This is a genomic window from Planifilum fimeticola (genome assembly GCF_003001905.1).
Classification (GTDB): domain Bacteria; phylum Bacillota; class Bacilli; order Thermoactinomycetales; family DSM-44946; genus Planifilum; species Planifilum fimeticola.
In genome coordinates, this window is sequence record NZ_PVNE01000044.1 from 1 (window position 1) to 14,466 (window position 14,466).

General features: G+C 56.0%; 10 protein-coding genes. 3 read left to right on the forward strand and 7 right to left on the reverse strand.

The window, feature by feature from the left end; genetic code table 11:
* Positions 1-155: 155 nt before the first annotated feature.
* The 5 genes from CLV97_RS16945 to CLV97_RS16965 form a co-directional block, all read right to left on the reverse strand.
* A complete protein-coding gene (locus CLV97_RS16945; protein WP_106346714.1) occupies positions 156-2,108 on the reverse strand; it encodes a sigma-54-dependent Fis family transcriptional regulator in 1,953 nt (650 codons plus the stop codon).
* Positions 2,109-2,376: 268 nt separating this feature from the next.
* Positions 2,377-2,877: an acetone carboxylase subunit gamma gene (locus tag CLV97_RS16950; protein ID WP_106346715.1), complete on the reverse strand. Its 501-nt coding sequence runs from the start codon at positions 2,875-2,877 to the stop codon at positions 2,377-2,379.
* A complete protein-coding gene (locus CLV97_RS16955) occupies positions 2,849-5,206 on the reverse strand; it encodes a hydantoinase B/oxoprolinase family protein (protein ID WP_106346716.1) in 2,358 nt (785 codons plus the stop codon). The genes CLV97_RS16950 and CLV97_RS16955 overlap by 29 nt, the downstream gene beginning before the upstream one ends.
* 30 nt (positions 5,207-5,236) lie before the next feature.
* Positions 5,237-7,372 (reverse strand): hydantoinase/oxoprolinase family protein, encoded by a 2,136-nt coding sequence (locus tag CLV97_RS16960; RefSeq protein ID WP_106346717.1) that lies wholly within the window; start codon positions 7,370-7,372, stop codon positions 5,237-5,239.
* A 292-nt stretch (positions 7,373-7,664) separates the two neighbouring features.
* The gene (locus CLV97_RS16965; protein ID WP_106346723.1) at positions 7,665-8,120 is read right to left on the reverse strand and encodes a SprT family protein; all 456 of its coding nucleotides are present in this window, start codon (positions 8,118-8,120) and stop codon (positions 7,665-7,667) included.
* Positions 8,121-8,245: 125 nt separating this feature from the next.
* Here CLV97_RS16965 and cmpA point away from each other — a divergent pair, with 125 nt between their 5' ends.
* Entirely contained in the window at positions 8,246-8,371 is a 126-nt protein-coding gene (gene cmpA / locus CLV97_RS16970; protein ID WP_106346718.1) for a cortex morphogenetic protein CmpA, read from the forward strand.
* 47 nt (positions 8,372-8,418) lie between these two features.
* On the opposite strand, the gene CLV97_RS16975 is transcribed toward cmpA, so the two are convergent.
* Both CLV97_RS16975 and CLV97_RS16980 read right to left on the reverse strand, forming a co-directional pair.
* On the reverse strand, positions 8,419-9,273 hold the full coding sequence (locus CLV97_RS16975) for a M23 family metallopeptidase (RefSeq protein WP_146130540.1): 855 nt from the start codon (positions 9,271-9,273) through the stop codon (positions 8,419-8,421).
* 110 nt (positions 9,274-9,383) lie between these two features.
* Positions 9,384-11,540 carry a Tex family protein gene (locus tag CLV97_RS16980; RefSeq protein ID WP_106346720.1) on the reverse strand — a complete coding sequence of 719 codons (2,157 nt, stop codon included), beginning with the start codon at positions 11,538-11,540 and terminating at the stop codon, positions 9,384-9,386.
* Between the two features lie 201 nt (positions 11,541-11,741).
* Here CLV97_RS16980 and CLV97_RS16985 point away from each other — a divergent pair, with 201 nt between their 5' ends.
* Together CLV97_RS16985 and CLV97_RS16990 are read left to right on the forward strand one after the other, a co-directional pair.
* Positions 11,742-13,070: an MFS transporter gene (locus CLV97_RS16985; protein ID WP_245891692.1), complete on the forward strand. Its 1,329-nt coding sequence runs from the start codon at positions 11,742-11,744 to the stop codon at positions 13,068-13,070.
* A 54-nt stretch (positions 13,071-13,124) separates the two neighbouring features.
* The gene (locus tag CLV97_RS16990; protein WP_106346722.1) at positions 13,125-14,249 is read left to right on the forward strand and encodes a zinc-dependent alcohol dehydrogenase family protein; all 1,125 of its coding nucleotides are present in this window, start codon (positions 13,125-13,127) and stop codon (positions 14,247-14,249) included.
* Positions 14,250-14,466 lie beyond the last annotated feature (217 nt).

Sequence of the window (14,466 nt, forward strand, 5' to 3'; positions counted from 1 at the left end):
GGTTCAATCACAGCCCATTGTTCGTCTGTCAGCTCATGTCTCGTACTCATACTTCCATTTTACATTGGCAGATCATGTTTTTGAAATAGCTTGTAATCTGACGCCACCGAAATTCAACTGACATCCTTTTCTTCTAAGACGCCCGCCCCCAAGATTTATCGTAAGTTATATTTCTTCAATTTCCGATACAGTGTCGTTCTGGCAATTCCGCACCTCCTGGCCACTTCCGACAGGTTATTATTCGTTTCGATAAGCAGCTGAATAATCTTATTCTTTTCATTCTGTTCCAACGTGGTTAATTTTTCGAAATTTTTCCGCTCCGATAATTCGTTTTCTAAAAGTCGAATGCGCAAGGACTCAGGCAAGGAAGAGACCGTGATGTGATTATCGCTGCAGAAGAGAACTGCGTATTCCATCGCATTTTCCAACTCCCGTATATTTCCGGGCCAATGGTAGTCGCGGAGGTAAGAAAAAACCCGTTCATCAATAGTGGGAACCGGTTTTCCAAGTTTCTTCGAACATTTTTCCACAAAATGTAGGCACAGTGGAACGATATCTTCTTTTCTCTCCCTCAAGGGTGGAAGTTTAATCTCCACTACATTCAATCGAAAATACAGGTCCATTCGAAATTGACCACGTTGAATTAATTCAATTAAGTTCTGGTTCGTTGCAGCGATAATTCGAACGTCAATCGGAATCGGCCGAGATGAACCCAAGCGAACGACTTCCTTTTCCTGCAAAACACGTAACAGGTGCACTTGTAGATCAAGAGGCATCTCTCCGATTTCATCCAGCAACAAGGTACCCCCGTTGGCCTCTTCAAATTTCCCTTTTTTTCCTTTCGGGTCTCCTCCGGTAAATACGCCGGGTTCATAACCGAACAGTTCACTAGCCATTAGCTCCTTAGGAATCGCACCGCAATTCAATGCTATAAACGGAGCGTCTCTCCGCAAACTCGTGTGGTGAATTGCTCGCGCGAATCGCTCTTTCCCGGTTCCACTCTCTCCGGTGATGAGGATAGGAACATCCGTTGGCGAAGCAATTTGGGCTTGTTGGATAACATATTGAAAAGAGTACGATTGTCCGATCAGCCCTCTCCAGTTTGGAGAGTTGGACTTCGAGAATCGTCGTTTTTGATATTTCTCCAGGCGCAGGAGATACCCGATCCGTTCCCCATCGTAAATAATATTCAGAATGTAAACATTTAATTGCAACGAATCCAAATAGACCTCTGACTCTTCTCCATTACCGCTCAATATCTCCGTTTTCAATGGATTTAGTTCGGGCCGACGCCAAAATTGTTCCCAATTTTCAAGCCTCAACAAGGATAAGCAATTTGGTCCAGCTGCAACGACGTTGAACATAGAGTCCAGAGCTATTATCGAATCCGATCTCCATCTTCTGACCGATTCACTATATTGATCCAGTAAATATTGTCGGATTTTATATGATATGGTGGCAAAGCTTTGTTGGATTAATGTTGAGATATTTTGAGCGAGAAATAGCGAATGCGGCTGGGCAAGATCACATGGTCCAGTCAAATCAAAAACTCCCAAAAGTTCTCCCGTTAAAGGATCTTTGATCGGAGCGGCGGAACAAACCCAGGGATGTGCACCTTCACAGTAATGTTCATAAGCGAAAACCTGGACAGGTTGACCCGTTGCGATGCATGTACCGATTGCATTGGAACCGGCTGCCCTCTCGCTCCAATTTGCTCCCTTAACAAAATTCATTTTTTCAGCCATATTCAATATGCGATGTTCGCCTTGCAAATAAAGAATGCATCCCGTTTTGTCACAAAGGGTAATAAGGTGTTTAGTATCCCGAATTTGTTTTTCCAAATCTTTTATGATCGGTTGGGAAACCCGGTAAAGCCTCGACTTGTGTATGAGTTCAGCCAACCGGTCGTCGGGCAGAACAACTATTGACTGTTTTTGGTATGGATCCACACCGTATTGTTGACATCGCTTCCATGAATCATAAATTACTGAGCGGATTTCTCTGGGCTTTCGATTCTGTCTGACGAAGTATTCCCATTTGGAAGCTAATTCCCTCTTCTTTTGGTTCACTTCCAGAGTGGAGTAAATGGCAATATTGCATTTTGCCATATTGTTCTCCCCCAAACCGGAAATCAGTTTGTTTTGAATTATTATAACATATTGTATGGGGATGCGCTTCGTCCTCAATTTTCAATGCTGATAACAATATAAACGTAAAACCCAAAAAATGCGACGGCTCCTATGCCGTCGCATGTCAATTGTAGAAGCGGGACAGGATTTCCGCCTACACTCGAAGTCTTGTCTCTCGGCGGAAAATCCGTCTCTACCTAGCCTCTTGTCCCTTTGTTGCGCAGCCTCCTGGAACCATTATGCCGTGTTACTTCGCTTCAGGAAGCGGTTTTTTAAGCCATTCTTTGTAAAAGGTGTCGATATCGGGATCGAAATCTTTGATCACCGGATACCAGGGGGTCACTGCTTCCACTTCCAACTGAACGCCGCATCCCGGGCAGTAATATTCGCGAATCACCTGCCACTCGGGGTCGGGGGCCATCAGTCTCGGATACAGTTCGTTCAGTTTTTCTTCGGTATCCCGGACGTAGATCAGGGCGTGCAATTTCCAGTTGTCACGATAGTCGCAGAACTCATAACCGCAGTCGCACTTGACGATCCGATCCCCGTTCGGCTTCTGCACGATGTACAAGTGGAGGCCGTAGGGAAGCAATATCGGATCCTCCCAGGGAACCCGTTCCTGCAAAACCTGCAGGTACGTCTCGAAGCGTTCCGGGTCCTTGTGGCTGGAGAGCATCTCCTTGATTTTGTAAAACTCGAGCTTGCCGTCAATCAGATCCTCAATGGTTTTCCGTTCGTATTTCGCCATATCCGAGCACCTCCGTATGCCCTTCGATGTTCAACCTTTTATCGTTCTTGCGATACCAGGCCCTGTGGGCGCCGTAAATCGGCATGTCGAGCTCGTCTTCATAAACCAGCCAATCTTCCGGCAGATCCCAGAAGGCTTTGAATTCATCCGTAAATTTCTTGCTCAGAGCGAAGCTTCCGGCGTACATGTGAAGCACTTGCAGGGAGGCTTCCTTGTTCAGGATTTTCTTCCTTTCCTTCTCCATCCATTTTTTGGTCGGAATACCGCGCTTGAGCCGCTCCTTCCGCATTTGACTGCGCCTTTCCCGCGTTTTTTCCACATCGACCGCATAGGAGCCGTCATCCTTTTGGGTGAACACGGCGCCGTACACGCTTTCGGCATAACGCGGCAAAATATGGCCTTCATTCAGGTCCTGCTCCACCTTTTTCGGATCCCTCTCCAGGGGATCGCCGAATCCGGGGCCTCCGCGCAAGTAGTTGAGATACAGATCGTAGTCTTCGAACAACTCCTCCGTCGTGACGCATTGCTTGTCGCGATGAATCACCCGGGCGTTCATCAAGGTTTCATACACGGGATTGTCGGGGTCGATGTCGCCGCCGGTTGGGATGGGCAACTTCTTGGCGATCCGTTCCTTCAGGTCGGTGTTGTGCGCCGCGAACCGATAACCGGAGGCGGCGGGATAACCCCCCATCAGTCCGCAGTCGGTGCACATGTACCCGTTGCCGGAGAAGAACATGGTCCAATCCTTCGCTCCCCAGACCATGCGGAGGGATTGCCATCCGTTTCCGCCGCGGTATTTACCGGCACCGCCGGAACCCGGCAAAATTTGCCGTCCCAGGTAAATGAGCGGTTCGGCCAGCTCCCAGATTTCCATGTCTCCCATGTCGCCTTCCGGGTTCCACAGGGCCGCCGCGTGGCTGATTCCGTCTTTCACGGCACTGGCGCCAACCCCTTCCGCCGCCGCTTCAAAGCTGTTGACAGCGTGGATCTCCCCGTACTGGTTAATGCCTCCACCCTGCAGCCAGTTGGTCGTGTGCGCGTTCCCGGCATTGACTTCCTCCAGATAGCCCCGGCCGAAATATCCCCGGCTGAGTCCGCGCCACAGCGGCGTCCAGGCCGTCACCAGGGAGTGCCAGGTTTCCGAGTGGGCCGTCCGGATATCGTCCGGGTTCAGCCAGGATCCCCGGGGAAGGCCGAATTTGCTAGCGTAATAGGCACCGTCGTTAATCCGGTCGTTCGGCAGAAGGGTTTGGGACAACATCACCCAAATCCCGCTGGTGATGGATACGGAGGTCGCGTTGAAACTGTGCCAGCCCCAACGGTTGGTCCCTTCAAAGTCAATCTCCAGTTTTCCGTCTTTGTGGACGGTGATCTCCGAGGGGGAGTGCATGATCGTATCCACTTTTGCGTAAGCAGGCACGTTGTTCTTCTTCATGGGAACGTCGCAGAAGGAGACGCCGCGGTATTTGCCGGGAATCAGCAAGGTCTTCACCTGGTTGACGAATCCGCGCCGCCCGTCCTCGATAATTTCGCGAATAAACTGTTTGTAAGTGTCGATCCCTTCCTCGCGGATGATGTCCAGCACGAGCTTGCGGATCATGTGACAACCGGCGATCCGGGTTTTTTCATCAAGGATCCAGTATTTTTTCGTCCGGATTGAACGTTGGCTTTCCAGAATCCAGTCTTTGAACAGGGTATCGTTTCGCCCGATTTTCCGGCAGGTGACCTGGTATCCGTCCCCGTACCGATCCACCGGTCCGATCGCCATGCTCCCCGGAGCGATGGCGCCAGTATCGATCACGTGGGTAACGCCCCCCACCCAGCTGACCAGTTCGCCTTCCCAGAAAATGGGCACAATCGTGTGGACATCACAAGTGTGGACGTTCCCGATGCTGTTGTCGTTGTTGCAGAAGATATCCCCGTCTTCAATCCCCGGATTTTCCTCGTAATCATTTTCAATCATGTACTTGATGGCCGCACCCATCGTTCCCACATGGATGATGATCCCGGTCGAGGTGACGATCGAGTCGGCTTCCGGGGTGTACAAACTGAAACACAATTCCCCTTCCTGTTCGACAATGGGAGAAGCCGCCACCTTTTTCGCCGTCTCCCGGGCATGAACGATGCCTCCCCGCAATTTGGAAAAGATTTTTTCGAAGCGGATCGGATCCGATTCCTTCAGCGGGAGTCTCGTCAAGCCGGCGTAGTGACCCGTTTCCTTACTCAACCGGGTAATTTCCCGGCGCATCTCTTTCAAGGTTTTTCCTCCCCAGCCGATCCCTTTTTTCCCGGTTTTCTTGCCCAACAACTCTTCCTGTTGGATGGCCATGGATATATACCTCCTTCTTCATGCGGATGTTCATCGCACTTCTTTCAGGTGGAAAAGGCGGTGCTGATCCAGATAGGTCTCAAACCCGAAGGGAATGACGAAGGTGGTCGCCGGAGACTCCAGGATGGAGAAGGCTTTAATCCGGTTTCCGGGCTTCAACTTTTCCATCTCCCAAATGTCCGCTTCAATCCACCTGCCGTCCCAATACACGCGCCGTTTGCCCAAATAGGCCTCACTCGGGGGCGTTTCTCCGTCCAAGGGTTCCTCCGGGATTTTGGGCTTGGCCACTTCCACGACGCCGCGCACAATCGCACTGGTTATGCTGTATCCCAGTTCGGGGGACAGGGCGGATTTGGCATAAACGCGGGTATACGTGTCTTCAAAGGCCCGGACCAGTTTTTCCCAATCGCCCACTCCCCGGAACCGCTTGATGGGGGCCTCAATTTCCAAATCGTTCAATTGTCCCTGGTATTGCATCCTGAAATACAGCCGGAAATTGACATCGTCGCGGGAGTAATTGCTTTTGGAGAATTCATCCGCAACTTTTTCCATCAATTCGTCCCAGGAGGCCTGCAATTCTTTCCCGGCGGCAAGAATGGTCCTGGCGTCAGCCCGATCCGGCACGTTGATATCGAGGGTCTTGTCATAGCGGTATTCGAAATCGGCCGCTCCGCAGCCGAAGGCCGAAAACCCGGCCGCCCACGCTGGCACGATCACGTCTTCAAAGCCGAGCCCCTTAGTGTAGCCTGCGGTATGCAAAGGCCCGCCACCTCCATAGGAGAAACAGACGTATTGAGAGGGAGAGTAACCTTTTCCGAGAATCATCGATTCCAGATAATTGCGAAGTTGGGATTCCAAAAGTTCCGTGACACCGTAAGCGGCATCCTCCACAGACAAACCGAGGGGATCGGCAATTTGTTTTTTGATGGCTTCATAGGCTCGTTCCGGGTAAAGCTTTATCTCCCCGCCTAGAAAATTGTCCGGGTTGATCAATCCGAGAACGACGTGGCAGTCAGTGACCGTAACGGTGTCCACCCCTCCCTCGGGATAACAAACCCCTACGCGAGAACCGGCGCTGTCCGGTCCCAAAGTCAAGTTGCCGTAATTGGGGTCGACCCTCACATAGCTCCCTGTGCCCGCACCGGTCGTATCCATGGAAACGAGCGGTACTGACAGAACGAGGCGTGCCATATCCGGACTCGGATTTATACTCAAGTCTCCCTGGGTGATCAAGGCAATATCGAAACTCGTGCCGCCAATATCGGAACAGGCGATATTCGAAATGCCCAGCTTCTCACCGAGGTACTTGGCGCCGATGACACCGCCGATGGGACCGGAAACGAGAGTGCGAGCCAATTCATTGGAACGGATACCGATGGTTCCCCCGTGACTGGCCATGATCCGCAGGTTAAAGCGGGCACCGTGTTTGGCCAAATTACGATCAATCTGCTCCAACGTCTTTCGGGAGGGATCGGCGGCATAGGCTTCCACGACCGTGGTGTTCGTTCGGTGACTTTCTTTGCGCACCGGATAGTAATCGGCGGAAGCAAAGACGGGAATATCTTTGTTCGCTGCCCGGATCATCTCCAAAGCTTTGTCACGGATCATTCGTTCGTGAACCGGATACTTGTACGAATGGAGCAAACTGATAACAATCGCTTCCACTCCTTTATCTAACAGCGATTGGATCGCCTTCTCCACCTCGTGTTCATACAGGGGAATGATCACGTTTCCAAACATGTCCACTCGTTCAGTGACACCGACGGTAAGATCCCTCGGTACAAGCGGAGGATCATAATGGTGGGTATTGATGTGTATCCGGTCGGAATAGGAATAACCGAGATAGGATTGAATGGCCCTGCCCATTCTGTGGTTATCTTCCATGCCTTTGTTGACGACCAATCCGACGCGACGTCCTCTGCGGGAAACCAGCCGGTTCAACATCGCCGTGCCGGAATATACCCCTGCCAGCAGGTTGGGAAGTTCATCCCCAAGCTCTAGACCCCAGTAACTCAAAGCGTCTTTGGCGGAATTGATCAAACCGATGGATTCGTCTTCCGGAGTAGATTGGGCCTTACCCACGACAAACTCCCCGTTCTCATCAATGATGAAGGTATCTGTCATCGTCCCTCCGGCATCAATGGCAAGAATTTGAGATCTGGCCAAAGGACAATCTCCCCTTTCATTTCAATTTCCACTTTGCAAAAATAGCAAGACGCATGCCAACATTCCAAATAAAAAGTGCATTTGAAAATATACCACTTTCCGGCATGTGATTCATTTCTGATTTGTGCTGTATCGCTACAGTTGTAGCGCTACAGTCCTAACCTCAAATAATCACCACCCACAAAAAACCGGACATCTTGGACCCTTTAGGCAAGATGCCCGGATGTATTAATCACCAAATTCAGCAACCTAGACTTTGATTTTTTCACCATGGACAACTCTTCAATCGTCCTCATTTCAATTCCCGAAGCGCCAGGGGGCCGCCGCAGGCGCCGCAGCGGTAGCGGCGGGGATCCATTTTTCGCTTCCGGTAATGGATCTGCCCGCAGTGAAGGCAGATCAGGGCGTAGCGAACCGGCAGCGACTTGCGCATTCCCGGGAGGGGCGGGGCGTAGCGCAATCCCCCCACTTGGGCGAGCAGTTTGCGGAATTCGGGACTCCGGTGGCGAAAGTCCTTCCCTTCCTGGTGCAGGTGGTAATGGCATAGCTCGTGGCGGATAATGCCCAGCACTGTCTCCTCCCCCGCTTCCAGATAGGCGGGATTGATCTCGATTCGGTGATCCCCGGGAAAATACCGCCCGCCCGTGGTGCGCAGCCGATGGTTAAAGCGGGCGGTATGCCGGAAGGGCTTTCCGAAATCCCGCTCGGAAATCTCCTCCACCCACCGCTGAAGCGCAAAATCGCTCATCTCCCGTTTCCGGCTCACGGGTCCCTCCTCCCGCCCGGGGAATTGCCAAGAATCATACACGGACAACCTCCATTCCACATAAAATATGGGTAATCAAAGAGGGAAAAATCCAGGAGGGGACAGCTATGCCCAGATGGCTGCGAAAACAGCTGATGCGGGCCTTCCACGGCAAGGACCGGTGGCAGATCCGCTATCTGAACGAGTGTTGGTTCACCTTTTGCAAAAAAGACCGAACATCCTTGGGGGGCTGATCGGGTTTCCCCCTTTCCGACACCAGAGCGCCGCAGAAGGCGTTTTTTTATTTTTCCGCCTCCCACACCTTCAGCAAAGGATAGGGATTGATCGCCTCACGTTCCCATGACAATAGGCTTTCCCGGACATAGATGCCGAAATGGAGGTGGGGAGGAAATTTTCCCGTCGTCCCCTTCGGGCCGTAACCGCTGTCTCCCACGTAGCCGATCACTTGGCCCCTTTCCACCCGTTGTCCCGCCTTGATCCCCTCGCCGTAACGGCTCATGTGGGCGTAATAGTAGAAGATCTGGGGATGATTCCGGTCCATGACGGTGACGGCCCATCCCCCGAGCCGGTTCCACCCTTTGCGCACGATGACCCCGTCGGCAACCGACAGGATGGGGATCCCCTTCTTCGCCATCAGATCGGTTCCTTCGTGTTTCCGATCGCCGCCGTAGGTTCGGCCGGCTCCCCAGGTATCCGAGTAGGAGACGCGATCCCGATCCGATCTCCGAAAGGGAAAGGCATATCCCTCGGTCAAAGACGGAACCATCCACCGGTACGATTCGGCGATTTCCAGGATCTCTTCAGCCCGGTTGTCCGGAAACCCTTGGCGAATCGCCCGTTCCGCCGCTCTCACGGAGTGGCCGTTCCCTTCGGTCCTTTCTCGAATCCAACCGGCCCTCTCCCGTATGGAAGACGGAGTAGCCTGCTCATACCCCGATTCCACCTCGTCGATCGCCGCCAGATACGCCCAGGAGACCCCCGTCTCCCGTTCCGCCTCCGCATAGTGACGGGCCAGGTCGGCGGGAAGACGAAGCTCCCGGACTTCCCCCGAACGGAACCATTCGCGGAAGATGAAAAAAAGCGCCGCCATCAAGGCCGCGATCATCAGAAGCACGACGAGTACGCGGCGGATCAAGGAAACCCTTCCTTTCCATCGGCAGTTTTTCATGGCTGTAATCCCTCATCTCCCGGCGGGTTCGGAAAAGGGGTGCTTCTCGGCACCCCTTTTCCCGCTTTCATCTCAATCTATTCTCCTTCACCGATCGAGACGGGAACCATGCTGAGGGAAACCCGTTCCCGTTCCAGGTCCACCCCGCAGACCCACACATCGACGATATCCCCCACGGAGACGACATCCAAGGGATGGTGCACATATTTTTCGCTCATCCGGGAAATGTGCACCAATCCATCGTTTTTGAGACCGATATCCACGAAGGCGCCGAAATCGACCACATTGCGGACCGTACCCTTCAGCTGCATTCCCGGCCGCAGATCCTCCGGCTTCAGCACGTCGGAACGAAAGATGGGCGGCGGCAGCTCCTCCCGGGGATCCCGCCCCGGCTTCAAGAGCGCTTCGATGATATCCCGGAGGGTGGGAACGCCGCATCCGATCCGCTCCGCCATGGACGACACGTCCACCCGGCGCAGCCGGTCGTTCAATTCCTCGGTGCCGATCGCCTCGTGGCCGCATCCCAACTCGTCCAGGAGCCGCTCCACCACCGGGTAGGATTCCGGGTGAATCGGCGTCTTGTCCAGGGGGTGATCCCCGTCGGGAATGCGCAAAAATCCGATGCACTGTTCGTAGGTCTTCGCCCCGAGGCGGGGGATCTCCTTCAACTCTTCCCGGTTTTTGAAGCGGCCGGACTCCTCCCGCCGTTTGACGATGTTTTTGGCGACCGCGGAGGTGATCCCGGACACATAGCCCAGAAGGGCCGGGGATGCGGTGTTCACATCCACCCCCACGTGGTTGACGACGGATTCCACGACGGCGGTGAGACTCTCCGCCAAACGTTTCTGGGACACGTCGTGCTGATACTGTCCCACTCCCACCGCCTTCGGATCGATTTTCACCAATTCCGCCAGCGGATCCTGCAGCCGACGGGCGATGGAGACGGCGCTGCGGGAGGCCGCATCCAGATGGGGAAACTCCTCCCGGGCCGTTTTGGAGGCGGAATAGACGCTGGCTCCGGCTTCATTGACGATGATATAGTAGCATTCCCTGTCCAGCTCCCGAATCAGCTCCGCCACAAAGGCCTCTGTCTCCCGCGAGGCGGTTCCGTTGCCGATGGCGATCAGATCGATGCCATACTCCTCGATGATGGCTCGGGTGATCCGCTTCGCCTCCTCCACCCGGTTTTCCGGAGGCGTGGGAAAAATCACGTCGGTGTGGAGCAGTTTGCCGGTGTCGTCCACCACCGCCAGCTTGCATCCGGTGCGGTAAGCCGGATCGATCCCCAGCACCCGCTTGCCGGAGATCGGCGGCGTCAGCAGCAGGTTGCGCAGGTTTTCCGAGAAAATGCGGATCGCCTGCTCTTCCGCCTTCTCCGTCATCATGGCTCGGATTTCCCTCTCGACGGAGGGCGCGATCAACCGCTTGTAACCGTCCTCCACCGCCTCCTTCAGATGGCGCTGGGCGGGGTGGGGAAAGCGCTCCAGAATCCGCCGGAGGATCTCCTCCTCTTCCACGTCGATGCTCACCCGCAGCACTTCCTCGCGCTCTCCCCGGTTGACCGCCAGGATGCGATGGGCGGGCATGCGCCGCACCGCTTCGCTGTATTCATAGTACATCTCGTACACCGTTTTCTTCTCCGGATCCCGGGCGCTGGACACGAGGACGCCCCTTCTCCAGGTATACTCCCGCACAAATTGGCGGACGTCCGGGTCGTCGGCGACGGTTTCCGCCACGATATCCCGCGCTCCGGCCAGGGCCTCCTCCGCCGAGGCCACCCCCTTCTCCTCGTCGATGAAGCGCAGGGCGGCCTCCTCGATCTCCGCCTCGTCCCGGGATTTCATCATCAACTCGGCCAGGGGGGCCAGGCCCTTTTCCCGGGCGACGGAGGCCCGCGTCTTCCGCTTCGGCCTGAAGGGCCGGTACAAGTCTTCCACTTCCTGCAGTTTGACGGCCTGCTCGATCTTGCTCCTCAGTTCCTCCGTCAGCTTCCCCTGTTCCTCGATCAGACGGATCACTTCCGCTTTCCGCTGCTGCAACTGCCGCAGATAGCGGTACCGCTCCTCGATGGCCCGGAGCTGCTCCTCGTCCAGCTCCCCGGTCCGTTCCTTCCGGTATCGGGCGATGAAGGGAATCGTATTTCCTTCGGCGAGGAGTTGGACGCTCACTTGAACCTGGGCGGGGCGAATCCCCAACTCCTCGGCAATCACCTGGTGAATCCGTTCGTCGTTCATAAATCGCCTCCGTCGATGAGCCTTGCTGATCTGGAACTTTGATTATATCAAATCCCCCGGGGCAGCGGAAGTTGAAGGCTACCGTTTACGGCGGCAACGATCCCGGTTTAATAAACAAATTGTTTATAATATTTTCAATATAATATACAATGGACTTGCGGCAGTGCCCGACTCACCCATCACGCATACGGAGGGATGTTCATGAACGGGAACCGCAGCAGGAGGGAAATCGTCAAAGCCGCCTCCTCCAGTTTTATCGGGACGGCCATCGAGTGGTACGACTTTTTCCTGTACGGAACGGCGACCGCGCTGGTGTTCCCCCGCCTCTTTTTTCCGGAATCGGATCCCTTGATCGGGACCCTGCAATCCTTCGGCACCTTCGCCCTCGGCTTCGTCGCCCGACCGTTGGGCGGTCTGATTTTCGGGCACTACGGAGACAAGGTCGGGCGAAAATCCGTGCTGGTGCTCTCATTGCTGATCATGGGCGTCGCCACCTTTTTGATCGGACTGATGCCCACCTATGAAACCATCGGCCTTTGGGCACCCGCCCTGCTCGTCGCCATGCGGTTGCTTCAGGGAATCGGCGTCGGCGGCGAATGGGGCGGAGCCGCTCTCCTCGCGGTGGAGCACGCGCCGAAGGGGAAACGGGGCTTTTATGGGAGTTGGCCGCAGATGGGCGTGCCGGCGGGCCTGCTTCTGTCGACGGCGGTTTTCACTCCCTTCTCCACCCTTCCGGAGGAGCAGTTTCTCGCCTGGGGTTGGCGCGTCCCCTTCCTTTTCAGCATCCTGCTGGTGGCGGTAGGGCTGTTCATCCGCCTGCGAATCATGGAAACCCCCGCCTTTCAACGGGTGAAAAAAACCGCTTCGGAAGCCCGGCAGCCCATCCTGGAAGCGGTTCGCCGTCATCCCAAACAGGTGCTGGTGGCGATGGGCGCACGGTTTGCCGAAAACGGCTCCTTCTACATTTTCAGCGTTTTCTCCCTGACCTACGCCACCGATCAACTGGGGGTGGAGCGGGGCATGATCCTGAACGGGGTGCTGTTGGCCACGGCCCTCGAACTGGTCATGATCCCCATCTTCGCGGCGCTCTCGGACCGCATCGGCCGGCGCCCCGTCTACCTGGGCGGAGCCGCCTTCACGGCGCTGTTCGCCTTCCCCTTCTTCTGGCTGATCGACACGAAAGACGCGGTGTGGATCGGACTGTCCGTGGTGCTGGCGATGGCCGTCGGCCACGCGGCCATGTACGGACCCCAGGCGGCCTTCCTGTCGGAGCTGTTCGGCACCCGCGTCCGCTACAGCGGCATCTCCATCGGCTATCAGTTGGCATCGGTGTTCGCCGGCGGCCTTCCCCCGATGATCGCCACGGCCCTGCTCGCCTGGACCGGAGGAGCTCCCTGGGCGATCGCCGTCTATTTGATCGGCATGTCTCTGGTAACGCTGCTGGCCGTCTACCTGGCCTCCGAAACCTACCGGAATGAAATAGAGGAATCGGACATCGGCGAATCCCGGAAAGAACGGGTTTTCTCCTGAACCGTTCGGTGAATTGTACATGTGGGAAAACTTTTCGACGAGAGGAGGAGGAGAGTGGAATCGCGAGCCGCCGTGCTGTATGAAATGGGCCTTCCCCGCCCCTATGCCGACAGCCGCCCGCTGAAGGTGGAAACGGTGAAGCTGGATGAACCCGGTCCCGGCGAAGTGTTGGTCCGGATCCGGGCGGCGGGCCTCTGCCACTCCGACCTATCGGTGATCGACGGGAGTCGTCCTCGCCCGGTGCCGATGGCGCTGGGACACGAAGCCGCCGGTGAGGTGGTGCAAACCGGTGAAGGGGTGACGGATCTCTCCCCCGGCGATCACGTGGTGTGCATCTTCGTTCCGAGCTGCGGCCACTGCCTGCCGTGCCGCGAGGGCCGGCCGGCGCTGTGCGAGCCGGGTGCGGAAGCCAACGTCAAGGGCACGCTCTTGAGCGGCGCCCGGCGCATTCACCGGGGAGAGACGACCATCCACCACCACCTCGGCGTTTCGGCCTTCGCCGATTACGCCGTGGTCTCCCGCCATTCCCTGGTGAAGGTGGACCCCCGACTCCCCTTTGAGCAGGCCGCCCTCTTCGGATGCGCAGTGATGACGGGGGTGGGCGCCGTCCTCAACACCGCCGGCGTCAAGCCGGGAAGCTCCGTCGCCATCGTCGGACTGGGCGGCGTCGGACTGTGCGCCCTGCTCGGTGCCCGCCTGGCGGGCGCAAGGCAGATCGTCGCCGTCGACGTCCAGGGGGAAAAGCTGTCCTTCGCCCGGGAACTGGGCGCCTCCGACACCTTCGACGCCCGCGAAGACGGCATGGAGGAGGCGATCCGCCGGGCGACCGCCGGGGGCGTCGATTACGCCTTCGAGACGGCGGGGGTGGTGGACGCCCTGCACCTCGCCTTCCGGATCACCCGCCGGGGAGGCGTGACCGTCACTTCGGGCCTGCCGCATCCGGACCGGCGCCTGTCGATTCCGCCGGTCGTTCTGACCGCCGAGGAGCGGACGATCAAGGGATCGTACGTGGGCAGCTGCGTTCCCCAACGGGACATCCCCCGCTACATCGATCTGTTCCGGCAGGGCCGCCTTCCGGTGGACCGGCTCCTCAGCGGAACGCTTCCCCTGGAGCAGATCAACGAGGGGTTCGACCGCCTGGCGTCGGGAACCGTGGCCAGGCTGGTGGTGACGACGTAGGGGCGGAAGGTTCCGCCTGCGATCCGTATCCAAAAAAAGCGCCCGGCAAGGGCGCTGAGATTGATGACAAACCCCCTGGCTCTTTTCGCAAGAAAAGCGCCAGGGGTTGCATGTTTATGGGAAATAAACAGATAAAGGAAATTAGATTTGGTAAATTAGGCGGATCACAAAGCCTTTTCCTCTCTTCGAGAGGAGCAAGGCCATTTTTTTGATGTTT

Bases quoted from the DNA above. Each gene is read 5' to 3' on its own strand.
- cmpA (WP_106346718.1), top strand. From the start codon at position 8,246: ATGCCCAGATGGCTGCGAAAACAGCTGATGCGGGCCTTCCACGGCAAG.
- CLV97_RS16980 (WP_106346720.1), bottom strand. From the start codon at position 11,540: ATGAACGACGAACGGATTCACCAGGTGATTGCCGAGGAGTTGGGGATT.
- CLV97_RS16950 (WP_106346715.1), bottom strand. From the start codon at position 2,877: ATGGCGAAATACGAACGGAAAACCATTGAGGATCTGATTGACGGCAAG.
- CLV97_RS16985 (WP_245891692.1), top strand. From the start codon at position 11,742: ATGAACGGGAACCGCAGCAGGAGGGAAATCGTCAAAGCCGCCTCCTCC.
- CLV97_RS16945 (WP_106346714.1), bottom strand. From the start codon at position 2,108: ATGGCAAAATGCAATATTGCCATTTACTCCACTCTGGAAGTGAACCAA.
- CLV97_RS16965 (WP_106346723.1), bottom strand. From the start codon at position 8,120: ATGAGCGATTTTGCGCTTCAGCGGTGGGTGGAGGAGATTTCCGAGCGG.
- CLV97_RS16955 (WP_106346716.1), bottom strand. From the start codon at position 5,206: ATGGCCATCCAACAGGAAGAGTTGTTGGGCAAGAAAACCGGGAAAAAA.